General features: G+C 67.8%; 21 protein-coding genes. 6 read left to right on the top strand and 15 right to left on the bottom strand.

All coding sequences use genetic code 11. The features are described from left to right. Positions 1-12: 12 nt before the first annotated feature. The 7 genes from hpaH to LJF27_RS26085 form a co-directional block, all read right to left on the bottom strand. Complete coding sequence (hpaH, locus tag LJF27_RS26115) at positions 13-816, bottom strand: 2-oxo-hept-4-ene-1,7-dioate hydratase (protein ID WP_003101261.1); 804 nt, start codon at positions 814-816, stop codon at positions 13-15. Between the two features lie 17 nt (positions 817-833). Beyond that, a complete protein-coding gene (locus LJF27_RS26110) occupies positions 834-2,138 on the bottom strand; it encodes an MFS transporter (RefSeq protein ID WP_003159297.1) in 1,305 nt (434 codons plus the stop codon). Between the two features lie 92 nt (positions 2,139-2,230). Further along, positions 2,231-2,623, bottom strand: a complete 393-nt coding sequence (locus tag LJF27_RS26105; RefSeq protein WP_003101265.1) for a 5-carboxymethyl-2-hydroxymuconate Delta-isomerase — start codon at positions 2,621-2,623, stop codon at positions 2,231-2,233. 10 nt (positions 2,624-2,633) lie between these two features. Further along, positions 2,634-3,557: a 3,4-dihydroxyphenylacetate 2,3-dioxygenase gene (gene hpaD / locus LJF27_RS26100; protein ID WP_003093449.1), complete on the bottom strand. Its 924-nt coding sequence runs from the start codon at positions 3,555-3,557 to the stop codon at positions 2,634-2,636. A gap of 131 nt (positions 3,558-3,688) precedes the next feature. Further along, positions 3,689-5,149 (bottom strand): 5-carboxymethyl-2-hydroxymuconate semialdehyde dehydrogenase, encoded by a 1,461-nt coding sequence (hpaE, locus tag LJF27_RS26095; RefSeq protein ID WP_003110130.1) that lies wholly within the window; start codon positions 5,147-5,149, stop codon positions 3,689-3,691. Continuing rightward, positions 5,146-5,925 carry a fumarylacetoacetate hydrolase family protein gene (locus LJF27_RS26090; protein ID WP_003101268.1) on the bottom strand — a complete coding sequence of 260 codons (780 nt, stop codon included), beginning with the start codon at positions 5,923-5,925 and terminating at the stop codon, positions 5,146-5,148. Before LJF27_RS26090 ends, hpaE begins: the two co-directional genes overlap by 4 nt. Before the next feature lie 10 nt (positions 5,926-5,935). Continuing rightward, complete coding sequence (locus LJF27_RS26085; protein WP_003110133.1) at positions 5,936-6,595, bottom strand: fumarylacetoacetate hydrolase family protein; 660 nt, start codon at positions 6,593-6,595, stop codon at positions 5,936-5,938. 219 nt (positions 6,596-6,814) lie between these two features. Here LJF27_RS26085 and hpaA point away from each other — a divergent pair, with 219 nt between their 5' ends. Next, positions 6,815-7,726, top strand: a complete 912-nt coding sequence (gene hpaA / locus LJF27_RS26080; RefSeq protein WP_003113010.1) for a 4-hydroxyphenylacetate catabolism regulatory protein HpaA — start codon at positions 6,815-6,817, stop codon at positions 7,724-7,726. Positions 7,727-7,777: 51 nt separating this feature from the next. Continuing rightward, on the top strand, positions 7,778-8,584 hold the full coding sequence (locus LJF27_RS26075) for an APH(3')-II family aminoglycoside O-phosphotransferase (RefSeq protein ID WP_003121928.1): 807 nt from the start codon (positions 7,778-7,780) through the stop codon (positions 8,582-8,584). A gap of 110 nt (positions 8,585-8,694) precedes the next feature. On the opposite strand, the gene LJF27_RS26070 is transcribed toward LJF27_RS26075, so the two are convergent. From LJF27_RS26070 to ppnN, 4 genes are all read right to left on the bottom strand, one after another. Continuing rightward, a complete protein-coding gene (locus LJF27_RS26070; protein WP_003093439.1) occupies positions 8,695-9,264 on the bottom strand; it encodes a hypothetical protein in 570 nt (189 codons plus the stop codon). 77 nt (positions 9,265-9,341) lie between these two features. Continuing rightward, positions 9,342-11,528, bottom strand: coding sequence for a bacteriophytochrome BphP (gene bphP, locus LJF27_RS26065; RefSeq protein ID WP_003121929.1), 2,187 nt, complete (start codon positions 11,526-11,528; stop codon positions 9,342-9,344). A gap of 27 nt (positions 11,529-11,555) precedes the next feature. Then, positions 11,556-12,143, bottom strand: coding sequence for a biliverdin-producing heme oxygenase (locus LJF27_RS26060; RefSeq protein ID WP_003121930.1), 588 nt, complete (start codon positions 12,141-12,143; stop codon positions 11,556-11,558). A 117-nt stretch (positions 12,144-12,260) separates the two neighbouring features. After that, positions 12,261-13,646, bottom strand: a complete 1,386-nt coding sequence (gene ppnN / locus LJF27_RS26055; RefSeq protein WP_003121931.1) for a nucleotide 5'-monophosphate nucleosidase PpnN — start codon at positions 13,644-13,646, stop codon at positions 12,261-12,263. Positions 13,647-14,065: 419 nt separating this feature from the next. Between ppnN and LJF27_RS26050 the strand changes: the two genes are divergently transcribed. From LJF27_RS26050 to LJF27_RS26040, 3 genes are all read left to right on the top strand, one after another. Beyond that, complete coding sequence (locus LJF27_RS26050) at positions 14,066-14,575, top strand: GNAT family N-acetyltransferase (RefSeq protein ID WP_003118200.1); 510 nt, start codon at positions 14,066-14,068, stop codon at positions 14,573-14,575. A 153-nt stretch (positions 14,576-14,728) separates the two neighbouring features. Next, positions 14,729-15,919 carry a sugar transporter gene (locus tag LJF27_RS26045; RefSeq protein WP_004345966.1) on the top strand — a complete coding sequence of 397 codons (1,191 nt, stop codon included), beginning with the start codon at positions 14,729-14,731 and terminating at the stop codon, positions 15,917-15,919. A gap of 127 nt (positions 15,920-16,046) precedes the next feature. After that, a complete protein-coding gene (locus LJF27_RS26040) occupies positions 16,047-20,300 on the top strand; it encodes a PAS domain-containing hybrid sensor histidine kinase/response regulator (protein ID WP_023117175.1) in 4,254 nt (1,417 codons plus the stop codon). Positions 20,301-20,463: 163 nt separating this feature from the next. Here LJF27_RS26040 and LJF27_RS26035 read toward each other — a convergent pair whose 3' ends face one another. Together LJF27_RS26035 and LJF27_RS26030 are read right to left on the bottom strand one after the other, a co-directional pair. Further along, positions 20,464-20,862: a hypothetical protein gene (locus LJF27_RS26035; protein ID WP_003093424.1), complete on the bottom strand. Its 399-nt coding sequence runs from the start codon at positions 20,860-20,862 to the stop codon at positions 20,464-20,466. 64 nt (positions 20,863-20,926) lie between these two features. Next, complete coding sequence (locus tag LJF27_RS26030; protein WP_003118203.1) at positions 20,927-22,120, bottom strand: class C beta-lactamase PDC-8; 1,194 nt, start codon at positions 22,118-22,120, stop codon at positions 20,927-20,929. Between the two features lie 148 nt (positions 22,121-22,268). On the opposite strand from LJF27_RS26030, the gene ampR reads away from it, so the two are divergent. Continuing rightward, a complete protein-coding gene (gene ampR, locus LJF27_RS26025) occupies positions 22,269-23,159 on the top strand; it encodes a LysR family transcriptional regulator AmpR (RefSeq protein WP_003101291.1) in 891 nt (296 codons plus the stop codon). Positions 23,160-23,175: 16 nt separating this feature from the next. Here ampR and LJF27_RS26020 read toward each other — a convergent pair whose 3' ends face one another. Together LJF27_RS26020 and LJF27_RS26015 are read right to left on the bottom strand one after the other, a co-directional pair. Continuing rightward, a complete protein-coding gene (locus LJF27_RS26020; RefSeq protein WP_003101293.1) occupies positions 23,176-23,397 on the bottom strand; it encodes a hypothetical protein in 222 nt (73 codons plus the stop codon). 320 nt (positions 23,398-23,717) lie between these two features. Next, complete coding sequence (locus tag LJF27_RS26015; protein ID WP_023117174.1) at positions 23,718-24,962, bottom strand: cyclic di-GMP phosphodiesterase; 1,245 nt, start codon at positions 24,960-24,962, stop codon at positions 23,718-23,720. Positions 24,963-25,089: the final 127 nt, after the last annotated feature.

Raw genomic sequence — 25,089 nt, 5'->3', positions numbered from 1 at the left:
GGAAATGCCTCCTCAGACGAAACGGCAGGAGATGCTGCCGAGCAGGTCGTAGTCGACGTGGAAGGTGTCCCCCGGCGCGGCCGCCACCGGGCGGGTGAAGGAGCCGCCGAGGATCACCTGGCCGGCCTCCAGGCAGACGCCGTAGGGCGCCAGCTTGTTGGCCAGCCAGGCGACGCCCTTGGCCGGGTGGTTGAGCACCGCGGCGGAGACGCCAGACTCCTCGATCACGCCATTGCGGTAGAGGATCGCCGGTACCCGCCGCAGGTCGATATCGCCTGGCCGTACGGCCCGGCCGCCCATCACCACGCCGGCGTTGGCGGCGTTGTCGGAGATGGTGTCGAAGACCTTGCGCGTGACTTTCGTTTGCGGGTCGACCTGCTGGATGCGCGCATCGATGATTTCCAGCGCCGGGATCACCCACTCGGTGGCCTCGAGCACGTCGAACAGGGTGCAGCCCGGTCCCTTCAGCGGCTTGCCGAGGATGAACGCCAGCTCCACCTCGACCCGCGGCACGATGAAGCGCTGGAAGGGGATGTCGCTGCCCTCCTCGAAGAACATGTCGTCGAGCAAGGCGCCGTAGTCCGGCTCGCTGATATTCGACGAGACCTGCATGGCGCGCGAGGTCAGGCCGATCTTGTGGCCCTTGAGCACGCGCCCGTCGGCGATCTTGCGCTCGACCCAGGCGCGCTGGATGGCGTAGGCGTCCTCGATGGCGATGTCCGGGTAGTCGAGGGAGAACTGCCTTACCTGCTGGCGCGAGCGTTCGGCGGCGTCGAGGCGGTTGGCGGCTTCCTGGATCAGACGGGGATCGAGCATGGTCGGGGTCTCTCGGTTCAGCGTGGGTTGACCACGGCGGCGGGGGTCCGCAGGACCAGGCCGGCGCCGAGGGCGATGAGGATGGCCAGCAGGTACAGGGCCAGGCTGGCGCTCTGGGTGGTGTCGCGCATCCAGCCGATCAGGTAGGGCGCGAGGAAGGCGGCGATGCTGCCGAAGGAACTGATCAGGGCGATTCCGGCGGCCAGGGTGGCGCTGGAAAGGAAGGCCGGCGGCAGTTGCCAGAACATCGGCAGGGCGGCGCTGGCGCCCATCCCGGCGATCACCAGGCCGCCCATCACCAGCCAGGCGCTGGTCGGTGCCAGGGCCGCCAGGCTGAGCCCGGCGGCGGCCATCAGCAACGGAATGCCCAGGTGCCAGCGGCGCTCGCGCAGGCGGTCGGAGGAACGGCCGATGAAGATCATGAAGGCGCAGCCGGCGAGATAGGGCACCGCGCTGAGCATGCCGATGCGGCTGTCCTGGGCGATGCCGGCGCCGTGGATCAGGCTCGGCATCCAGAACGCGATGGTGTTCACCGCCAGCATCACCGCGAAATAGATCGCCACCAGCAGCCACACCTGCGGATTGCTGAAGATGCCGGAGAAGGAGGTGATGGTCTTGCGCTGCTCCTCGCCGGCCAGTTCCTCGCGCAGCAGGTGCTTCTGCTCGTCGCTGAGCCACGCCACCCGTTCGAAGCTTTCCGGCAGCGAGCACCAGACCACCACGCCGAGCAACACAACCGGCAGGCCTTCGATCAGGAACATCCACTGCCAGCCGCGCAGTCCGAGGGCGTCATGGAAGCCTTCTAGGATCCAGCCCGAAAGCGGTCCGCCGATCACCCCGGCCATGGGCACGGCGATGGCGAACAGAGCGGTGATCTGCCCGCGTCGGCGCGCCGGGAACCAACGGTTCAGGTAGACCAGGATTCCGGGGAAGAAGCCGGCCTCGGCGACCCCCAGGAGAAAGCGCAGCAGGTAGAAGCCGCGTGCGGTCTCCACCAGCAGCATGGCGGTGGAGAGACAGCCCCAGACCAGCATCAGGCAGGCGATCCAGCGGCGCGGGCCGATCCGTTCCAGCATCAGGTTGCTGGGCAGGCCGAACAGCGCATAGGCGATGAAGAATAGCCCGGCGCCGAGACCGTAGACGGTGTCGCTGAAGTGCAGGTCGGCGCTCATCTGCAACTTGGCGAAACCGATGTTGATGCGGTCCAGATGGGCGAAGACGTAGCACACCAGCAGCAGCGGCATCAGCCGCCAGGTGACGCGGTCGTGGGTGCTGTCGCTGAGAGGCAGGGTGGTGCTGTTCAGGGTGCTGGCTGTGCTCATGATCTTGTACTTTTTGTGAGCGCCCGGACGTCCCGGCGACCTGTCGGTGGCCGGGAGGCGAGCTGGGTGAGTGCAGCGTTATGGCGGGCTGGTCAGTCCGCCGGGTTGTTCAGGAATTCATGCACGTTGTTGCGCTTGTAGTTCAGCTCCGCGTCCAGTTCGGTGAGTTCGAAGGACAGCGCCAGCAGGCGTCGCGCCTGGAGCTCGGCGAAGTGCGCGGTGATCACCTCGAAAAGTGCCTCGGCGACTTGCCGGCGAGTCTCCAGGTCGCGACCGGCGCCGACTTTCAGGGTCATGTGGACGAAGGCGTAGTCGTGCCTGCCGTCGGCCATGCGCCAGGTGTCCAGGCGCACGCCGCGGCTGCGGATGCCGCCGAGCGGGAAAACGCCGCTGGCGCCGAGGCAGGCGTGGACCTTCTCGAACAGGCCGGGCAGGTCGGCTTCGGCTTCGATGTTGTCGGTGTATTCGGCGATGAAGTGCGGCATGGTGGCGTCCTCAGAGGCGGCTGGCGCAACTGGCGCCGGCCGGGTTGCCGGCCTGGGCGGCGGGGATCGCCGAGCCGTCCTGGGCGGTGACCGGGAATACCGCGTTGATCTGCCCGGTGCCGGAGGAGCCGAAGTAGGGCGTCACGACCTCCGCCTTGCCGTCGTAGGCCGACCAGCCGAGGGCGCCGAGGAGCATCGCGGTGTCGTGCATGAAGCCTTCGCCATGGCCCTTGGAGGCGTACTCGGGGAGCATCCCGCAGAACTCGGCCCAGCGGCCCTCCTGCCACATCTGCACGACTTCATGATCGAGAACCTCGAGGAACGGGCTCCAGATGCGGTCGGAGAAGTCCGGCGCCTGGCCGTTCTGGGCGAAGCGGTGGGACAGCGAGCCGCTGGCGAGGAACGCCACCGTGCCGTCGTAGTGCTCTTCCACCGCCTTGCGCATGGCCCAGCCCAGGCGCGCGCTGTCGTTCAGGTAATGCACGGTGCACAGGGCGGAGACCGAGACCACCTTGAAGTGGCGGTCCTGGTTCATGTAGCGCATCGGTACCAGGGTGCCGTACTCCGGGCCGAGGGTGGTGGCGTCGTGGGCCAGGGTCTCCACGCCGAGCGCGTTGCAGCCCTCGGCGAGGATGCGGCCCAGCTCCGGGTTGCCGGGGAAGCCGTACTCCATGTTGGCGATGAAGTGCGGCAACTCGTTGCTGGTGTAGAGCCCCTCGAAGTGCGGCGCGCAGTTGATGTGGTAGCCGGCGTTGACCAGCCAGTGGGTGTCGAACACCACGATGGTGTCGACCCCCAGTTCGCGGCAGCGCCGGCCGATCTCGCGGTGCCCGTCGATCGCCGGCTGGCGGCAGCCGTGGCGCGGGCCGGGCAGCTCGGACAGGTACAGCGAGGGTACGTGGGTGATCTTGGCAGCCAGAGCGACTTTGCCCATGACGATTCTCCTGGTGGCCCGTTGGGCCTGGCAGCGGGCGCGGCCGTTGGCGGCTGGCCCGGATTCTTCTGATTGTGTCTGCACGCCGGCGCTGCTGGCGGCCTCGGGCGGCCGCTCTGCACGAGCGCGCCCTACACGCCCCAGCGGGGGATGTGATGGCTGCCCATGGATATACACACGTTCTTGATCTCGGCGAATACCTCGAAGCTGTATTCCCCGCCTTCGCGTCCGGTGCCCGAGGCCTTCACCCCGCCGAACGGCTGGCGCAGGTCACGCACGTTCTGGCTGTTGATGAAGACCATCCCGGCCTCGATGCCGCGTGCCAGGCGATGGGCCTTGCCGATGTCCTGGGTCCAGATGTAGGAGGCCAGGCCGTATTCCACGTCGTTGGCCAGGCGCAGCGCCTCGGCTTCGTCCTTGAACGGGATCAGGCAGACCACCGGGCCGAAGATCTCCTCCTGGGCGATGCGCATGCGGTTGTCCACGTCGGCGAACACCGTGGGCTGGATGAACTGCCCCTTGCTCAGGTGCGCCGGCAGGCCGGCCGGACGCTCCAGGCCGCCGGCCACCAGGGTGGCGCCTTCCTCGAGGCCGATGCGGATGTAGCCGGTGACCTTGTCGTAGTGGGCCTGGGTGATCATCGAGCCGACCTGGGTCTTCGGGTCCTGCGGATCGCCGACGATCAGGCGCCTGGCGCGCGCGGCGAACTCGGCGACGAACTGCGGGTAGACGCTTTCCTGGACGAAGATGCGACTGCCGGCGGTGCAGCGCTCGCCGTTCAGCGAGAAGATGGTGAACAGAGCGGCGTCCAGCGCCCGCTCGAGGTCGGCGTCTTCGAAGACCAGCACCGGCGACTTGCCGCCCAGTTCCATCGAGTATTTCTTGATCCCGGCCGCCTCCATGATCCGTCGCCCGGTGGCGGTGCCGCCGGTGAAGGACACCGCGCGCACGTCGCGGTGGCGAACCAGCGCGTCGCCGGCGCTGGCGCCGTAGCCCTGGACCACGTTGAACACCCCCGGCGGAATGCCCGCCTCGTGCACCAGGCGGCCCAGCTCGTTGGCGGTCAGCGGCGACAGCTCGGACATCTTCAGCACCGCCGTGTTGCCCAGCGCCAGGCACGGCGCGGTCTTCCAGGTGGCGGTCATGAACGGTACGTTCCACGGCGAGACCAGGCCGCAGACGCCCACCGGCTGGTACAGGGTGTAGTTGAGCATCTGGTCGTCGACCGGATAGCTGTGCCCGTTCATCCGCGTGCAGACTTCGGCGAAGAACTCGAAGTTGTGCGAGGCGCGCGGGATCAGTACGTTCTTCGTCTGGTGGATCGGCAGGCCGGTGTCGAGGGTCTCAAGTTCCGCCAGGTGCGGCACGTTCCGGTCGATCAGCTCGCCGAGCCGGCGCATCAGGCGCGCGCGCTCCTTGGCCGGGGTATTGGCCCATTTCGGGAAGGCTTCCCGGGCCGCCGCCACCGCCGCGTCGATTTCCGCCGCGCCGCCGCTGGCAACCTCGCCGATCAGCTCGCCGGTGGCCGGGTTGTAGTTCTCGAAGACGTCCTTGCTTTCGACCTCGCGGCCATTGATCCAGTGTTTGATCATTCTGCGTGCTCCTGTGCGCGGGCGCGGAAGAATTCGGCCTCGCTGACGATTCGGTTGACCAGGCGACCGACGCCTTCCACCTCCACCACCACTTCGTCGCCGGGGACCACGTCGGACAGGCCTTCCGGTGTGCCGGTGGCGATCATGTCGCCCGGCTGCAGGGTCATGAAGCTGGAGAAGTATTCGATCAGGTAGGGAATGTCGAAGATCATGTCCGCGGTGCTGCCTTCCTGGCGCAGCTCGCCGTTGACCCAGGTGCGCAGGACCAGCCGGTTCGGCTCGGGAACCTCGGCCGCGTCGACGATCCACGGCCCCACCGGGGTGGTGGCGTCGCGGTTCTTCACCCGCAGGTTGGGCCGGTAGTAGTTCTCCAGGTAGTCGCGGATCGCGTAGTCGTTGCACACCGTGTAGCCGGCCAGGTAGCCGAGGGCGTCCTCGCGGCGGACGTTGCGCGCCGGCTTGCCGATCACCGCCACCAGTTCGCACTCGTAGTGCATGTAGTCGACGTTGTCCGGACGCCAGCTGACCTGGCGGTGGCCGGTGTAGGTGCCCGGCGACTTGATGAACGCCAGCGGTTCGCTGGGCGCCTTGAACGACAGTTCGGCGGCATGGTCGGCGTAGTTCAGGCCGAGGGCGAACATGCTCCCGGTGGCCGGCGGCAGCCACTCCACCCGGTCCTCGGCGAGCAGGGTGCCGTCGGCCAGGCGGACGGCGTTGGCGTCTTCCACGGTGACCTGGTGAACCCGGCCCTGGTAGCGGATGCGTGCGTGTTTCATGGTCGGTTCCTCATTCCGCGACGATGCTGTTGGCGAGGCGGCCGAGGCCGTCGATCTCGACCTCGACGCGGTCGCCGGGATGCACGTCGACGCGCCCTTCGGGGGTGCCGGTGATCAGCACGTCGCCGGCGTGCAGGGTCATGAACTCGCTGATCTCGGCGATCAGCCGCGGGATGTCGCGCACCAGGTTGGCGGTGTTGTTGCGCTGGCGCAGTTCGCCGTTGACGTACAGCTTCAGCTCCAGCGCATGGGGATCGGCGATCTCCTGCGTCGGCACCAGTTGCGGACCGAACGGGCAGAAGCCGTCGCGGCACTTGGCTTTCACCGCCGGGCGGTAGTAGCTGTCTTCCGGCAGGCTGAACTCGTTGACGATCACGTAGCCGGCGACATGCGCCATGGCCTCTTCCTCCTTCACCCGGCTGGCGTCGCGAGCGATCACCACGCCCAGCGCCGGGCCCGGTTGCAGGCGCTCGACGCCGCGCGGGAAGAGCACCGGGGCGTCGTGCTCGTTGCGGGTATTCGGTGTCTTGATGAACAACACCGGCTTCACTGGCGGCTTCTGGTAGGGCGGCTGCTGGAACTCCGGCAGGCGGCTGTCGAGCAGGCCCTTGTAGTTCAGCGCGACGCCGAACAGGGTGCCGGCGGCGACGTCATTCAGTGCGCGGCTCATTGTGGTGGTGTCTCCTGGCGCGATAAGCGAACGGCGAGGGGGCCGTCCTGGCGAAAACTCGTTAATGTGTTAACGTTATATTTAACATGTTAATGATCGTCAACCCCGGTTGCTGCGCCATTCGTCCCGGGGAGGTGGCAAGAGGCGCCGTCTGCGGTATACGGATGCCCGCGACGGCTTGCGTGCGCAGCCGGGAAGAACAACAAAGAGAAGATCGCCATGCCAGAGCGCCAGCCGATCCCCAACATCAACATCGGGCAGGTCTACGACCAGCGCTATGCCGACGCCGAGGTGCACTACGATGCGCTGGGCAACCTGGCCGGATTCTTCGGTCGCAACATGCCGGCGCACCGGCACGACCGCTTCTTCCAGGTGCACTACGTGAAGAACGGCGCGGTGCGGGTCTATCTCGACGAGCGCCAGTACCTGGAGTCGGGGCCGATGTTCTTCCTCACCCCGCCGACCGTGCCGCACGCCTTCGTCACCGAGGCGGACGCCGATGGCCATGTGCTGACCGTGCGCCAGCAACTGGTGTGGAGCCTCACCGAGGCAGAGCCGGGCCTGGCGCCCGGCCCGCAGGTGGCGCCGGCCTGCGTGGCGCTGGGCAACCTGGAGGGCGGCGCGGCCGAGGAGGCGGCGCGCCTGGCGCTGCTCTTCGAGCAGTTGCGCAGCGAGTCGATGGCCAGCCGCTCCGGCCGCCAGCAGGCGCTGCTGGCGCTGACCCGCCTGGTCATGATCAGCCTGCTGCGTCTCTCGGCCAATTCGGTGGCTGCGCGGCCGATGCGCCACGAAGACCTGCAGATCTTCCAGCGCTTCAACGCGCTGATCGAGGAGCGCTATGCCGAGCACTGGCCGCTGTCGCTCTACGCCAGCCGGATCGGCGTCACCGAGGCGCGCCTCAACGACGTCTGCCGGCGCATCGCCGACCTGCCGTCGAAGCGCCTGGTGTACGAACGGCTTATGCAGGAGTCCAAGCGCCTGCTGCTGTTCACCGGCGGCTCGGTGAACGAGATCTGCTACCAGCTCGGCTTCAAGGACCCGGCCTACTTCAGTCGTTTCTTCGTGCGTTACGCGGGGCTCACCCCCAGCGCTTACCGCCAGCGACAGGCCGACGGGGAGTCCCGTCGCTGAGCGGGTGGGCGGGTATACTCGCGCTCCCACTCGAACAGGAAGCGTTTCTCCATGCATGATGCAGCCACCTCCATGCCGCCGCAGGCTCCCGCTACCTGGGCCGACTACCTTGCCGGCTACCGCTGGCGAGGGCAGGGCGAAGGATGTTCCGCGGCCACGGTCCACCGCCTGGAGGCTGCGCGGCGGCCGACCCTGTTCGTCAAGCAGGAAGTGCTGTCCGCACATGCCGAGCTGCCCGCCGAAATCGCCCGCCTGCGCTGGCTGCACGGTGCCGGCATCGATTGCCCGCAGGTGCTGAACGAAACCCAGAGCGACGGCCGGCAATGGCTGCTGATGAGCGCCGTGCCGGGGGACACGCTGTCCGCGCTGGCGCAGCGCGGCGAGCTGGAGCCCGAGCGCCTGGTGCGCCTGGTGGCCGCCGCCCTGCGCCGGCTGCACGATCTCGATCCGGCCGCCTGTCCCTTCGACCATCGCCTGGAACGGCGCCTGGACACCGTGCGCCAGCGGGTCGAGGCCGGGCTGGTGGACGAGGCGGACTTCGATGACGACCATCGCGGTCGCAGCGCCACGGAGCTGTACCGCCTGCTCCTCGACCGGCGTCCGGCGGTCGAAGACCTGGTGGTCGCCCACGGCGACGCCTGCCTGCCCAACCTCTTGGCGGAGGGGCGGCGCTTCAGCGGCTTCATCGATTGCGGGAGGCTCGGCGTCGCCGACCGGCACCAGGACCTGGCCCTGGCCGCGCGGGACATCGAGGCCGAACTCGGCGCGGCCTGGGCCGAGGCCTTCCTCGTCGAATACGGCGGCGATATCGATGGCGAACGGCTGGCGTACTTCAGGCTATTGGACGAGTTCTTCTAGAGTAGGGCCGGTTCGGATCCGGTGCGGATTCGGCCTGTCTTTGCACGGAAACGGGGTACGACGGCACCCGCCATCGCGTCTTTTCTTGACTGCTCCGTAGAGACGCCGGCTCAGTTCAGCCGGTACTGCGCCAGTTCCTTCGCCGAAAGCACGCGCATCCGTTTGGGATCGGTGCTTTGCATGGCCTGTACCAAGGTGCTGGGGATATCCATTTCGCGGAAGTAGGCGGCGGAGTCGTAGCGCATGCCGTTGGCCGAGCGCGAGTGCAGCGAGTCGCCGTGGGCGTAGTAGGGGCGGTGCAGGCCGACGTAGCCGCGTACGGTCTTGCGCTTGCCGGCTGCCAGCAGGTAGACGCAGGTGCCCTGGCAGACGCTGCTCGACGGCACCAGCGCGTCGAAGCCGGATTCGCGCAGCAGGCGGCCCATGCGGATCGCCTCCGGCACGCTGCCGCCGATGCTGTTCAGCAGGAGCAGCTTGCGCGAGTAGGTTCCCGGATTGTTGCGCAAACCCTTGAGCAGCGTTTCGTAGTCGCCCGGCGCGATCTCCTCCGAGACGCGGACCGTCAGCACCCGCCCCATGCTCTTGTGTTGCAGCGAATGCACTTCGACCCTGGCCAGTGCGGGAGTCGCGCAGAACACGGCGAGGCAGGCGAGGACGGTCCGGAGGCGGAGGCGGGGCATGGAACGGGGCGATCCTGTCAGACGGCGATGGCTGCCGAAGATACCTGCAAGCGTTGCATTGTGCACGGTCCTCGTCGTCAGGACGAGGAGCCGGTCTCCGCCTGGCGCACCGGCAGGCGCAGGCAGAAGGTGATGACGTCGTCGCGGCAGTCCACGTCGATACGCCCCTGGTGGGCCTGGGCGATGGCCTGGGAGATGTACAGGCCGATACCGAGGCCGTTGCGGTTGCGCTGGTTGTCCGCCGACTCGCGCTTGAACGGTTCGAACAGGTTGGCCAGTTGCGCTTCGGAGAGGCCGCTGGTTTCGTTGAGCACGCTCAGGCACACCTCGTCGCCCTGGCGGGTCAGGGTGACCAGCACCGGCCGGCCGGGCAGGCCGTGATGACGGGCGTTGCTCAGCAGGTTGGCGGCGACCTGGGCGTAGCGGTCCGGGTCGACCACGGCACGAACCTGCGGGTCGATGGCGATCTCGATCACCAGGCCGGGATAGGCGACGTCGGTTTCGCAGACGATCTGCCGCACCAGTTGCGAGACGTCGGTGTCGACCGGGTTCACGGTGAGGCCGATGCCCGATTGCAGGCGGCTCATGTCGAGGATCTGGCTGACCAGCCGTTCCATGCGGCTGCTGGACGCGGAAATGTGTTGGCGCAGTTCGGTGGTGCGGGTGTCGCTGGACGACAGCAGGGCCGCCGCCATGGAGATCGACTGCAACGGGTTGCGCAGGTCGTGGCCGAGCACCGCGATCAGGCGCTGGCGCATGCGGTCGACCTCGGCCGCATGGTTGAGACACAGTTCCATCAGGTCCAGGCGCAGCTTTTCGGCGATCGCCAGGTCGGTTTCGCTCCAGGGCGTGGAGTGGCCGCGGACCACCTCCTCCCAGGCCTCGAACGAGCCGCGCGGGGTCAGCCGCGGACCGGACGGGCCGATGGTCAACAGCTTTTCCGGCTTGCCGCCCCAGCGGATGCGGTGCACTTCCTCGTGGCGGAACCAGAAGATCCAGCCCGATTCCTGGCGGTGGAAACGGATCGCCAGCACACCGCAGCAGTCGCCGCCGTCCGGAGAGTCCACGCTGGGCTGCGGCCAGTTGTCGGTGTGGTAGATGTCCCGTTCCGGGTCGCGCTGCAGGCGTTGCAGGACATTCCCGGCCTGGCGCTCGAAGTCGCCGCGGATGCTCAGGGTGCGGCCGCCGAGCATGACCAGGGCGCCGTCGCAGGGAATCAGTGCGGCGATGCCATCGTCCGGGTGGGCCAGTGCGCCGAACAGGTCGTCTGCGTCCCGCGCGCGGCGAGCCAGGGCCAGCCTGCGCTCGGTGGACACGCGCAGCAGTTCGGCGATACGCCCCTGCTCCAGGCGCTCGACGATGGCGCTGCAGACCTGGGAGAAGATCTGGAACGACATGCGCACCGGGTAGGGAATCAGCTTGGGCGACATGTGATGGCAGGAGAACAGTCCCCAGAGCTTGCCGCCGACCACGATGGAGATGCTCATCGAGGCGCGCACGCCCATGTTGGTCAGGTATTCGCAGTGGATCGGCGAAACGCTGCGCAGCACGCTGTAGCTGAGATCGAACGATTCGTTGGTCTCCGGGTTCAGCGCGGGAAACACGCGCATCGGCGTATAGGCCACGTCGGCGATCAGCCTGATCGGGTTCTGGATGTACAGGCGACGCGCCTGGGCCGGGATGTCCGAGGCCGGGTAGCGTTGCCCCAGGTAGCTTTCGAGGTCTTCGCGACGGCTCTCGGCGACCACCTCGCCGGAGTCGTCATGGCGGAAACGGTAGGCCATCACCCGGTCGTAGCCGGTCATCCGGCGCAGTTCGTCGGTGACGTTGCTGAGCAGGCTGGCGGTGTCGTTGTGCAACTGGACCTGGGCGATGATGCGCTGGGCGTTGAGGGTGAAGGAGGTGATCGACAGCGTGTCCGCGGTGCGGATCTCGAACTCCAGGTAGAACACTTCCTTGTAGCTGTGGCCGATCACGTCGAACAGGTGTTCGCCGATCCGCGTCTCGACGCTGTTCGACCATGGGCCGTTGCCGGTCAGTCCCTCTTCGAGCATGCGCAGGACCTCCGGCCCCACCTGCTCCTGCGTCAGGTAGGAACCCGGCGAGGCGACGAAACCCAGTAGCGCCTGGATGTTCTCGCTTGCCGCGAGGACCATGCCGTCCGCGCGCAGGGCGATCAGCGCCCCGTGCGGCTGGATCGCGCCAGGCACGTGGATGGGTTCGTCCTCGCAGTTCGCCAGGGTAACCGGGGTGATGCTCGTCATCTATCGTCCAGCCTGGTCTCCAGGCAGTCAGGCTTCGTCGAGAACCCATCGACGAAACGAAAGGAATGTAGCCTGTGCCGCATCCTGCGCAAGGCCGATGGCTTCGGGGCTGTCGATCTGCCGGGCGAGCTGTTCGAGAAACTCCTGCCAGCGCACCCCGGTTGCCTGGCCGTAGCCCTGCAACCACTGTAGCGGCAGACCGGGCAGGCGTGGAGCTAGTCGTTTGTAGAGATACGCGCCGCCCAGCGTCGCGCCTTCCATCACGTAGGCCACCCCGAAGACCTCCGCGGCCCGTGTCGCATTCGGCAGGTCGGCGCAGCGCGGTAGCGCCTCCACCTGCGCGCGGCTCATGCCGCCGGCCAGCAGGTCGCTTTCCAGCCAGGCGCTCTTGACCAGCCGCGCTTCGGCCCGCAGCGCCGCCGGCCAGCCGCTGCGGTTGTCGCGCAGCGCGCGCTCCAGGGGTTCGAGCCAGCCAAGGATGCGTCCGGCATGGTCGAGGTAGGCGCGGTCGTCGAGATCGTCGTCGCCCAACGGCGAACGGCGGTCCAGTTCTGCGTGCAGGTCACGGGTGGCGTCGCGGAGTGCGGCGAGGGCTGGCGATGGAGATGGGGACATGAGGTCAGGGCCAGCGATTCGAGGCATGAACGGAAAAGAGTAGCAGGAAGCCGTACGCCCGGCTCGGAATAAATGGGCATCCCCGCGCGCGGCGCAGGGATGCCGGAGCGGGCGCGCTCAGGCCGCCTCGGTCTGCACCACCCGGTAGCAGGGGACGTAGGCCGCGCCGCCGGGCAGCTTCATCCGGTGCTGCTTGACGAAGGCCTGCAGCAGGCGGTCCAGCGGCAGCATCACCGCCGGGTCGCCGTGGATCTCGTAGGGCCCGTATTGCTCGATCATGCGGATGCCGTTGTCCTTGACGTTGCCGGCGACGATTCCGGAAAACGCGCGGCGCAGGTTGGCCGCCAGTTCGTGGGGCGGCAGGCTGCGGCTGAGCTGGAGGCTGGCCATGTTCTCGTGGGTCGGCTCGAACGGGCGCTGGAAGCTTTCATCGATCTTCAGCATCCAGTTGAAGTGGAAGGCGTCGTTGCGCTCGCGGCGGAACTGCTTCACTTCCTTCAGGCCCTGGGCCATCTGCTTGGCCACCTCGGCCGGGTCGTCGATGACGATCCGGTAGTGGCGCTGCGCCGCATGGCCGAGGGTCGCCCCGACGAATTCATGGAGCTGCTGCAGGTAGGCTTCGGCGCTGCGGGGACCGGTGAGGATGACCGGGAAGGGCAGGTCCTGGTTGTCCGGGTGCATGAGGATGCCCAGCAGGTAGAGGAACTCTTCCGCGGTCCCGGCGCCGCCGGGGAAGATGATGACCCCGTGGCCGACGCGGACGAAGGCTTCCAGGCGCTTCTCGATGTCCGGGAGTATCACCAGTTCGTTGACGATCGGGTTCGGCGCCTCGGCGGCGATGATTCCCGGTTCGGTCAGGCCCAGGTAGCGACCGCCGACGATGCGCTGCTTGGCGTGGCTGATGGTGGCGCCCTTCATCGGTCCCTTCATCACCCCCGGTCCGCAGCCGGTGCAGACGTCCAGGCTGCGCAGGCCGAGCTCATGGCCGACCTTCTTGGTGTACTTGTATTCCTCGCTGCTGATCGAATGACCGCCCCAGCAGACGACGATCTTCGGCTCGACGCCGGGGCGCAGCGTACGGGCGTTGCGCAGCAGCTGGAAGACGTAGTCGGTGAGGCCTTGGGAGCTGTCCAGGTCGACGTGCTGGCTGTCCAGCCCGCTCTGGGTGTAGACGATGTCGCGCAGGGCGCTGAACAGCATCTCGCGGGTGCTGGCGATCATCTCGCCATCGACGAAGGCGTCGGCCGGCGCGTTGATCAGCTCCAGGCGCACGCCGCGGTCCTGCTGGTGGATACGCACCTCGAAGTCCTTGTAGGCGTCGAGGATGGTCTTGGCGTTGTCGCTGTGGGCGCCGGTATTGAGGATCGCCAGGGCGCACTGGCGGAACAGTTGGTAGGTCTTGCCGTTGGCGGTTTCGCTCAGTTGTTGCACTTCGCGTTGGGAGAGGGTTTCCAGCGTGCCTTTCGGACTGACCGAGGCGTTGATCACAGGGCGATGAGACATGTGCGATTCCATGCAGGGGATGCGGCGGCGTAGAAGAGCCGCGGCATCCGGATAAGGGAGCGCCGGGCAGGTTGCGTGCCGGGGGAGAGGGCGATCAGCCGTCGGAGTGGGGCGACGAGGCAACCGTGCGCTGGGGCTTGGCTCCAGGGTCTTGGTTAAATGTAATAGCGAGAACCTGACTGATCTGACAAGGAAAATCTCGAATTTATCTGTCGCCGGCCTGGCACCGGGGAAATCCTGCCACTAGCCGTGGACGAAAAGATCCGGCATCGGCTGGGATAATCGACTCTTCTCCTGATATCGTTGCGTTTCCGCCGGATGCTCGGCCAGTCGAAGGGAGGAACGAAGCATGTCGTATGAACAGTCCAGCAGCGTACCTAGCGACTTTCTTTCCTCCTTTTTCCAAGAGCCTGTCATCCATGATCGAACTCAGAACCATCACCCGCGACGATTGGGAAACCTGCATTGACCTGAAGGTCGCCCGCCACCAGGCGCACTTCGTCGCTTCCAACCTCTATTCGCTGGCCCAGAGCCGCTTCCTGCCGGGGTTCCGCGCGGTCGGCATCCACCACGGCGGGCGCATGGTCGGCTTCGCCCTCTACGGCCCCGACGCCGACGACGGCCACTACTGGCTCTACCGTCTGATGATCGACCGCCGCTACCAGGGCAAGGGGCATGGCCGCGCCGCCCTGCAACGGATCATCGCCAGCGTGCGCCGGACGAGGCGGCGCAGCGATCGCCTGATGGTCGCCTACGCCGTCGACAACGACGTGGCTCGCCAGCTTTATCGGGACGCCGGCTTCGTCGAACAGGGCCTCGCGCCCTGGGGCGAGACGATGGCCTGCCTGATGCTGCCGGAGCCGTCCCATCGCTCCGGGACGGTCGCCGGAGCGCCGGGCGGGCGTGCAGCGCACGGCGTCCCGGCGTAGAATCGCGGGATTCGGCAGTTCCCTCCAATACCTATAACGACCATCCAACGCACATCGCCGCCCCGGACCCTTGCGTCCGGGGCGTTTTCCGTCGTGTGTGGCGAGGGTCGCGGGACCTGCCCGTCCGCCCCCTGCTCCGGAACCGAACGCCCCATGGACAGCACCTCCGAAACCCGCAGCGGCAGCTGGCTGAGCGTGATCGCCCTGGCCCTGGCCGCCTTCATCTTCAACACCACGGAGTTTGTCCCGGTCGGCCTGCTCAGCGACATCGGCCACAGCTTCGAGATGCCCACCTCGCAGGTCGGCCTGATGTTGACCATCTATGCCTGGGTGGTGTCGCTGGCCTCGTTGCCGATGATGCTGCTGACCCGCAATATCGAGCGGCGCAAGCTGCTGGTCGGGGTATTCCTGCTGTTCATCGCCAGTCACGTGCTGTCCGGGCTGGCCTGGAGCTTCCAGGTGCTGATGCTCAGCCGGATCGGCATTGCCTTCGCCCACGCGGTGTTCTGGGCTATCACCGCTTCGCTGGCGGTGCGCGTGGCGCCGCCGGGACAGCAGGCCAAGGCGCTAGGGCTGCTGGCCACCGGCACCACCCTGGCGATGGTCCTGGGCATCCCGCTGGGGCGGGTGGTCGGCGAGGCCCTGGGCTGGCGTACCACCTTCATGGCCATCGCCGGACTCTCGGTGCTGACCCTGCTCTACCTGGCGCGCTCCCTGCCGCTGCTGCCAAGCCAGAACTCCGGTTCCCTGCGCAGCCTGCCGATGCTGTTCCGACGCCCGGCGCTGGTCTGCCTGTACGTGCTGACCGTGGTGGTGATCAGCGCCCAGTTCACCGCCTACAGCTACATCGAGCCCTTCGCCAAGCAGGTGGCGCGGATGAGCGGCGAGGCGACCACCCTGCTGCTGCTGTTGTTCGGCGGCGCCGGGATCTTCGGTTCGATCCTCTTCAGCCGCTACAGCGAGGCTTTCCCGCGAGGCTTCCTGCTGGCCGCGATCCTCGTCTTGGGCAGCAGCCTGGCGCTGCTGTTGCCGCTGTCCGCGCAGCCGACCTGGCTGATGGCGCTCTGCCTGCTCTGGGGCATGTCGATCATGTGCTTCGGCCTGGCCCAGCAGTCCCGCGTCCTGCGCCTCGCCTCGGACGCCACCGACGTGGCCATGGCGCTGTTCTCCGGCCTGTACAACGTCGGCATCGGCGCCGGCGCGCTGCTCGGCAGCGTGGTCAGCGAACGCATGGGCCTGGCCTCGATCGGCAACGTCGGCGCCGTGCTGGCGCTGGCCGGCCTGCTGCTCGCCCTGTTCGCCGCACTGCGCTACGCGGAGGCGCTGAAAAGCACGTCGTTGTGAGCGGTCATACCTGGGGTCGGATGATTCGGCGGAGGAATCCGCCCGCTTGATCTAGTCTTCTGGGACGAAAAGGCGCAGGGAGTGCGGGATTGCCCCGCGCCGGGCCGGCGCAGGGACGGTATATCGGGTGAACGTACAACAGAGCAAGTTCAGGCTGAGCCGCTGGGCGGGCGCGACACTGGCGCTCGGACTGCTGCTGTCCGGGCTGGGCGCCTGGGGGTTGGCGCTGGTCAACGAGCAACAGGCGCGGATGGCGCTGGAACGCGAGGCGGAACTGCTGGCCGAGGCGGTGACCCGCCGCGTGGAACTCTACCAGTATGGCTTGCGCGGGGTGCGCGGTGCCTTGCTGACGGCGGGCGAGGCGCACATCGACCGCGAACTGTTCCGCCGCTACAGCCTGACCCGCGACATCGACCGCGAGTTTCCCGGCGCCCGCGGCTTCGGCTTCATACGCCGGGTGGCGGCCGCCGACGAGGCCGGGTTCCTGCGCCAGGCGCGGGCCGACGGCCAGCCGGAGTTCCGCATCCAGCAACTGACTCCGCACGATGGCGAGCGCTACGTCATCCAGTACATCGAGCCGGTGGCGCGCAACGGCCAGGCGTTGGGCCTGGACATCGCCTCGGAAGCCAATCGCCGGGAGGCCGCCCGCGCCGCCCTGGAGACCGGGCAGGTGCGCCTGACGGGGCCGATCACCCTGGTCCAGGCCAGCGGCTTGCGCCAGCAATCGTTCCTCATCCTGATGCCGATCTACCGCAGCGGCATCACTCCACCGCCGGGGCCCCAGCGCGAACTCGAAGGCTTCGGCTGGAGCTATGCGCCGCTGCTGACCGGCGAGGTGCTGGCCGGGTTGCCCATCGACAACGCGGCGATCCACCTCGAACTCAGCGACGTCACCGGCGACGGCGCTGCCGTGCCCTTCTTCGTCAACGGCGCCGCGGCGCCGGCTCAACGCCTGTTCGGCCACATGCTGCGGCGGGAGATCTACGGTCGGCACTGGCAGATGGCGTTCAGCGCACTGCCGCTGTTCGTCCAGCGCCTGCACCAGCCTTCGCCGCGCATCCTGTTCCTGGCCGGCAGCCTGGTCAGCCTGTTGCTGGCGGCGCTGGTCAACGCCAGCGCCCTCGGCCGCCTGCGCCGGCGTCGGGAGGCGGCGACCCAGGCGCGACTGGCGGCGATCGTCGGCAATTCGGCGGACGGCATCATCGGCGTCGGCCTCGACGGCGTCATCAGCGACTGGAATCGCGGGGCCGAGGCGTTGTTCGGCTACCGCGAGGAGCAGGCGGTTGGGCGGCGGGTGGTGGACCTGCTGGTGCCGCCATCCAAGGAGAACGAGGAACTCGACATCCTCGCCCGCATCGCCCGTAAAGAACAGGTGGTCAGCTTCGATACTGTGCGCCGGCACCAGGATGGCCACCTGCTCGACGTGGCGGTGACCGTCTCGCCGATCCTCGGTCCGGACGGCGGCGTGGTCGGCGCCTCGAAGACCGTACGCGACATCTCCGCGAAGAAGGCCGCTGAGGCCCGCATCCGCGAACTCAATACCGGCCTGGAGCACCAGATCGCCGAGCGTACCGCCGAACTGCGTCGGTTGAACGTACTGCTCGGCAGCGTGCTGCAGGCGGCGTCCGAGGTGTCGATCATCACCCTCGACCGCGACGGCATCATCAGCGGCTTCAATCTCGGTGCCGAGCGGATGCTCGGCTACCGCGCCGACGAGGTGGTCGGCAAGGCCTCGCCGACCCTGCTGCACAGCGAGCGGGAGTTGCTCGCCCGCGGCCAGGAGCTGGGCGAGGAGGGTTTCCGCGTGCTGGTGGCGCGGGCCGAACAGGAGGGCGCCGAGACCCGCGAATGGACCTATCTGCGCAAGGACGGCTCGCCGCTCAGCGTGACGCTTTCGGTTACCGTCCTGCGCGACGAGGCTGGGGCGATCAACGGCTACCTGGGCATCGCCGTCGATGTCACCGAATGGCGCAACGCCGAGCGCGAGATGGCCGCGGCGCGCGACCAGTTGCAAATGGCCGCCGACGTGGCGCGCCTGGGCATCTGGCGCTGGAACCTGGCCGACGACAGCCTGCAGTGGAACGAGCGCATGTGCGAGCTGTATGGCCAGCCGCTGGCGTTGCGCGACGGCGGCCTGGTCTACGAGCATTGGCGCAGCCGCCTGCATCCGGAAGACCTCGAGCGCACCGAGGCCAGCCTGCGCGCGGCGGTGGAGGGGCGCGGCAACTACGATGTGATCTTCCGCGTGGTGCTGCCCGACGGCGGCATCCGCTTCATCCAGGCCGGCGCGCAGGTCGAGCGCGACGCCGACGGCAACCCGCTGCAGGTCACCGGGATCAATATCGATATCACCAGCGACCAGCAACTGCAGGCGCGCCTGCGCGAGGCCAAGGAGCAGGCGGACGCCGCCAGCGCGGCGAAGTCGTCGTTCCTGGCGAACATGAGCCACGAGATCCGCACGCCGATGAATGCCGTGCTGGGCATGCTGCAACTGGCCCGGCAGACCGATCTCAACGAACGCCAGCGCGACTACCTGGACAAGGCCAGCTCGGCGGCAACCTCGTTACTCGGCCTGCTCAACGACATCCTCGACTACTCGAAGATCGAGGCCGGCAAACTGGTCCTGGAAATGCTCCCCTTCGAGCTGGAGCCGCTGATGCAGGACCTGGCCGTGGTGCTCTCCGGCAACCAGGGCGACAAGGACGTCGAGGTGATCTTCGACATCGATCCCGAGCTGCCCAGCGCGGTGGTCGGCGACCGCCTGCGCCTGCAGCAGATCCTCATCAACCTGGCCGGCAACGCACTGAAGTTCACCGCCCGCGGGCACGTCCTGGTGAGCTTGCGGCGTCTGGCGCACGACGCCCACCTGGTGCGCCTGCGGGTGCTGGTGGCGGACACCGGCATCGGCATCAGCGCGGAACAGCAGCAGCGCATCTTCGAAGGTTTCACCCAGGCCGAGGCGTCCACCTCGCGACGCTTCGGCGGCACCGGCCTCGGCCTGTTCATATGCAAACGCCTGGTCGACCTGATGGGCGGTGAATTGCGGGTCGAGAGCGCGCCGGGCAGCGGTAGCCGGTTCTGGTTCGACCTGGACCTCGACGTCGCCCACGACCAACCGCTGCGTGCGGCCTGCCCCGGGGCCGGCGAACCGCTGCGGCTGCTGGTGGCGGACGACAACCTGGTGGCCGGCGAGCTGCTCGAACGCACGGTCGGCGCCCTCGGCTGGCGCGCCGACTGCGTCGGCAGCGGCAGCGAGGCGGTGGCGCGGGTCCAGGCGGCGATGGCCGAGGGCCGTCGCTACGACGTGGTGCTGATGGATTGGCGCATGCCCGATCTCGACGGCCTCAGCGCGGCGCAACTGATCCGCCAGTTGCAGGGCGACCTGCCGCCGCCCATGGTGATCATGATCACCGCCTATGGCCGCGAGGTGCTGGCCGATGCGCGCGACCACAGCGCGCCGCCCTTCGTCGATTTTCTCACCAAGCCGGTCACGCCCAAGCAACTGGCCGACTCGGTGCTGCATGCGTTGCACGGCGAACAGGGCGCCCCGGCCAACCCGCCGCCGCGCCCGGTGGAGCGCACCCAGCGGTTGCGGGGCGTGCGTCTGCTGGTAGTGGAGGACAACGCGCTGAACCGCCAGGTCGCCGCCGAGCTGTTGAGCAGCGAGGGCGCCCGGGTGGCCCTCGCCGACGGCGGGCTGGCGGGCGTTCAGCAGGTGCTGGAGGCGAGCGTGCCGTTCGACGCGGTGCTGATGGACATGCAGATGCCGGATATCGATGGTCTCGAGGCGACCCGGAGAATCCGCGCCGACGGGCGCTTCGCCGGGCTGCCGATCCTGGCCATGACCGCCAACGCCTCGCTGGCCGACCGCGAAGCCTGCCTGGCGGCGGGCATGAACGACCATGTGGCGAAGCCGATCGACAAGGAGCGCCTGGTGCTTTGCCTGCTCGGTCATCTCGGCAGGAGCGGCGCCAGGGGCGCGCCGGCAACGGCAGCGGACGTGGGCGAACTGGTCGAGGCGCGGGGCGATATCGTCGGGCGTTTTGGCGGCAGCCTGGAGCTGATCGTCCAGGTGTTGCGGCGCTTCGTTCCGGACATGCAGGACCTCTTCGCCCAGCTCGAACGCCAGCTCGGCGAGGGCGATGTCCAGGGCAGCGCCGCGACCCTGCATACCATCAAGGGCAGCGCTTCCACCGTTGGCGCCAGCGCCCTGGCCGGCCGTGCCAGCGAGCTGGAGCAGGCCCTGCGCCGCGCCGATCCGCTGCGCGGCATGGAAATCCTCGCCGGCATCCGCCTCGACGAACTGCGCACCCTGTGCGATGCCTGCCTGCTCCGCCTGCAGGCGATGTTCGGCGACGTGCAGGCGGAGTCGGCGAGCTGAACCCCGGCGCGGTGGCCAGTCCCGCCAAGGATTCAGGCGGACCCGGGGCTCGCCTGCATCCGCTGCGGCCTGTAGGGCGAATAACGCCATGGGCGTTATCCGCCGATACTCCTGAAGCCCGCCCAGGTCTTGAGCGACATCCTCTTCCTGTCGTTCAGTGCCTTCAGGCGTCGCGCAGCAGGTCGTGGGCGTTGAGGAGGGCGTAGGCGACTTCCGGGCGCTTCTCCAGGCCGCGGCGGATGGCGGCGGGAATCGCCTGGCGGGTCTTGCGGCAGAGCCCCGGCTGCTCCTCGAAGCGCATGCGGATGCCGCGCATGCTGCGCACCTCGCCGAAGGCCGGGGCGATCCGCAGGCGGATGCCCAGTTGTTCCTCCATGCGCCGCAGCAGGTGTTCCAGGTCTTCCAGGCTGCGCAGGGCTTCCAGGCGAGCGGCCAGGCGCTGCTCTTCCTGGCGGGTCAGGAGGAGGATGCGACGGTCCGCGCCGGGCGCCTCCAGGCGCTCGCGTTCGCAGACGCAGGCGCCGGGCGGGCAGGGCTGGCGGAGGGGCGGGGAAGCGCTCATGGCACCATCATAGCCAGGACCGGCGTCCCGCGCCGCTACGCTCCGTCGCCCTCGCGAGCGCGCTTCAGCGCTTCAGCGGCACCTTGCCCTGCTGCTCCAGGCCGCTGAGGATGGCGTAGGCGATCTTCACCCGCTCGGCATTGGGATAGTTGCGGTTGGCCAGGATCACCAGGCCCAGGTCGCGGCCCGGGACGAACGCCACGTAGGCGCCGAAGCCGTTGGTGGAGCCGGTCTTGTTCAGCAGGCGCTGGCCCTCCAGCGCCTGTGGCGCGGGCAGCCTGGCGATCCTGTGCGGTTGCAGCGCCATCGGCGTCGAGTTGCCGGCCTGCAGGCGCTTCAGGGAGATCGGCCAGTCGTAGGCTTCCCAGCCCAGGCCCTGGGTCATGTCGCCGACCTTGTAGTAACCGCGATGGGTGGCATCGAGCGCCTGCGCCCAGGGCCTGTCCAGGCGCTCCGGATGCAGGTTGGCATCGACGAAGCGCAGCAGGTCGGCCGCGCTGGTCTTCACCCCGTAGCCTTCGGCATCCAGCGGGCCGGGACCGACCCGTAGCGGGCGGTCGTCCTTGCCGTAGCCCTGGGCGTACTGCGCCAGCGCCGCCTCGGGCACGTCGAGGTGGGTCTGTTCGAGGCCCAGTGCCGGGAACACTTGCTGCTCCATGAGCCGTTCGAACGGCTGGCCCAGGCTGCGCGCGGCGAGATAGCCGAACAGGCCGATGCTCGGGTTGGAATAGCGGCGCTGGCTGCCCGGCGCGTAGGTCGGCTGCCACTGGCGGTAGTAGTCGCGGATCTGTGCCTGGTCCTTCTGCACCGAGTCGGGGAACTGCAGCGGCAAGCCGCCGGCGGTATAGGTCGCGAGGTCGAGCAGGCTGATGCCGTCGAAGCGGCTGCCCTGCAGTGCCGGCCAGTGCTGGCTGGCGCGGTCGTCGAGACGCATCTTGTCCTGGGCCAGGGCATAGCCGGCGAGGGTGGCGGTGAAGGTCTTGCTCACCGAGCCGATCTCGAACAGGGTCTCCGGCGTCACCCGGCGGCCGTCCTCTTTCGAGGCCAGCCCATAGCTGAAGTAATGCGGTTCTCCTTTCAGGCTGATGGCTACGGCCAGGCCCGGAATGTCATTGGCCTTCATCACCGGTTGTACGGCGGCGTCGACCAGTGCCTTCAGGCGATCCGCCGGGGCCTCGCCGGCAATGGCCGGGGTGGTGGCGAACAGCAGTGTGGAAGCGGCGATGCCGCACAGGCAGGGGAATCTGGTATCGCGCATGAGGATTGGCGTCCTTTGTCGTTGGCTGCATGAGAAACCGCCCCGGGAGCGCTCCTTGATCGGCGGGCGGGGAAAATCTAGGCTTGCGCAGGATTTGCGGCAAACGACGAATACTCGCGGCAGCCATTAGAAAAATTTGGAGCAGAGATTGGTTCGACCCCATTTGCCGCTGAACGCCCTGCGCGCCTTCGAAGCTTCGGCCCGGCACCTGAGCTTCACCCGCGCGGCCATCGAGCTGTGCGTGACCCAGGCGGCGGTCAGCCACCAGGTGAAGAGCCTCGAGGAGCGTCTCGGCGTGGCCCTGTTCAAGCGTCTGCCGCGCGGCCTCATGCTGACCCACGAGGGCGAGAGCCTGCTGCCGGTGCTGTGTGACTCCTTCGACCGCATCGCCGGCCTGCTGGAACGTTTCGAGGGTGGCCACTACCGGGACGTGCTCACCGTCGGCGCGGTCGGAACCTTCACGGTCGGTTGGCTGCTGCCGCGGCTGGAGGACTTCCAGGCGCGCCATCCCTTCATCGATCTGCGCCTGTCCACCCACAACAACCGCGTCGACATCGCCGCCGAGGGGCTCGACTACGCGATCCGCTTCGGCGGCGGCGCCTGGCACGGCACCGAGGCGCTGGCGTTGTTCGAGGCGCCGCTGACGGTGCTCTGCTGCCCGGAGGTCGCCGCCCAGTTGCACAGTCCCGCCGACCTGCTGCAGCACACCCTGCTGCGCTCCTACCGCGCCGACGAGTGGCCGCTGTGGTTCCAGGCGGCCGGACTGCCGGCGCACGCGCCACTGACCCGGAGCATCGTCTTCGACACCTCGCTGGCCATGCTCGAGGCGGCCCGCCAGGGTGTCGGCGTGGCCCTGGCGCCGGCGGCGATGTTTGCCCGGCAACTGGCCAGCGAGAGCATCCGGCGTCCGTTCGCCACCGAAGTGAGTACCGGCAGCTACTGGCTGACGCGCTTGCAGTCGCGGGGGGAGACCAGCGCGATGCTGGCGTTCCGGGGGTGGTTGCTGGAGATGGCTGCCGTTGAGGCGCGGGGGAGATAACGGTTATGCAGGCGATTCAAGTGTCGATGAAGAAGTAATCACCTTCCTCGCGCCTTTTTTTATACGCTCGGGCCCTCCCAAGGTTGATACGGTTTGAGGCGTTGGGGTTGTGATTGGAATTGCTGACGGCGTGGCGGATATGGACCGGCTCGTCGGCGTTGCTGATCGCTCCGCTAAGCGTCACTCCCAGGCTGGCGGCATAGGCCCGGCGTGCCGCAACGATCTCGCTCTCGAGCATGCCTGCTTTCCCTGCTGCGGCAACGACGGCAAGTTCGCATAGGCGGCCAGCCTTCCTCGGGGAAACCCTCAGGTCGGCGCCTGCGGACCACAGGGCAATCAACGCTTTGGATGGAGCACAGCCATTTCTGCTGTGCTCTTCGATTGTCTCCAGGAGCGGACTCATATGGCCTCTTGAAAACTGTCGGCGGATTGCCAGCAGTATCGACGATGGTGCGCTTAAAGCAACGCGGAGCAGGCGGAGATTGCGGCGAAACGGCGGATAACGCTTCGCGTTATGCGCCCTACGGGAGCGGTGCTCGGCTTGCCGGCGGAAGGCGTCTACGGATTTCCGGTTCCCGCGTCGAAATAAGAGCCCGTGGACTTGGCCAGTCCCGTCCACATCTCGTCGAGATTGCGGAAGTTCCAGGCTTCCGCCGGCTCGAAGCCGACGATTCGGTCGGTCTGTCCGGCCCTACCCAGGTCTACCACCTGCTGCGGGATCGGCACCTTCGAGCGGGCCGAGAAGAATACCTTGACCCGTGGCGTCAGCAGCGAGCGGCCGTGTTGTTCGAGGACCACGCCGAGGCGCCCGCTTTCCAGCCTGACCAGCGCGCCGACCGGGTAGATGCCCACCGCCTTGACGAAGGCGCGGAACACCTGCGGGTCGAAGTGCCCGTTCCATTCGGCCATGCGTCGGATCGCCTCGGCGGCGTTCCAGCCCTTCTTGTAGGGACGGTCGGAGGTGATCGCGTCGTAGACGTCGCACACCGCGCCCATTCGCGCCAGCAGGCTGATCTGCTCCTGCGCCAGGCCGAAGGGGTAGCCGGTGCCGTCGATGCGCTCGTGGTGGTGCAGGCAGACATCCACCACCAGGGCGCTGACCTGGCGGCAATCGAGCAGCATCCGCGCGCCGTTCTGCGGATGCCGGCGAACCAGGCCGAACTCCTGGTCGGTGAGCTTGCCGGGCTTGTTCAGGATCGGATCGGGCACCGCCATCTTGCCGATGTCGTGCAGCAGTCCGGCCAGCCCCGCCTCGCGTACCAGCGGGTCGGGCAGTTCGAGCTGGCGGGCGAGGGCGATCATCAGCGCACAGACCGCCACCGAATGCATGTAGGTGTATTCATCCGAGGTCTTCAGCCGTACCAGGCTGAGCAGCGCGTTGGGATGGCGCAGCACCGAGGCGGAGATTTCGTCCACCAGGTCCGATGCATGCGCGGTGTCGATGGCCTGGCCCATGCGCGCGTCGTGGAACATGCTGACCACGGCGGCCTTGGCACGGCTGCAGAGCAGGGCGGCGTGGCGGATTTCCTCCTCCAGGGCGACCCGCGCCGGCGAAGGGCCGGCCGGCATGGTGACCGGCAGGACCGCAGCGGCCGAGACCGCCGCTTCCTCCGGGAGGTCGAGGCCCTTGCCGACGTCGATCCAGACCTCCTTCACGGCGCTTTCGCGCAGGCGCTGCAGGTCGGACTGGTTGTCGAGCAGGAAGCCGCCTCTTTTCCAGAACGGGTGGTCCAGCCACGAGCCGCAAAGGCTCTGGACGAACATACCGAGGCGAAGCTGGGTTACCGGAATGCGTTTCAGCACGATGGGCTCGACCTCGAGACTGGGCCAGGTGGCTGTCTCCTAACGGTAGCCGAGATGGGCCGGCGGGAGTGAGAGATGCCCGTCAGTTCGTCGGCGTGACCTTCGCTTGGCTGCGTATCGTTCTGTA

The organism is Pseudomonas sp. 203-8 (assembly GCF_020708595.1).
Classification (GTDB): domain Bacteria; phylum Pseudomonadota; class Gammaproteobacteria; order Pseudomonadales; family Pseudomonadaceae; genus Pseudomonas; species Pseudomonas aeruginosa.
This window is presented reverse-complemented; position numbering and strand designations above follow the sequence as displayed.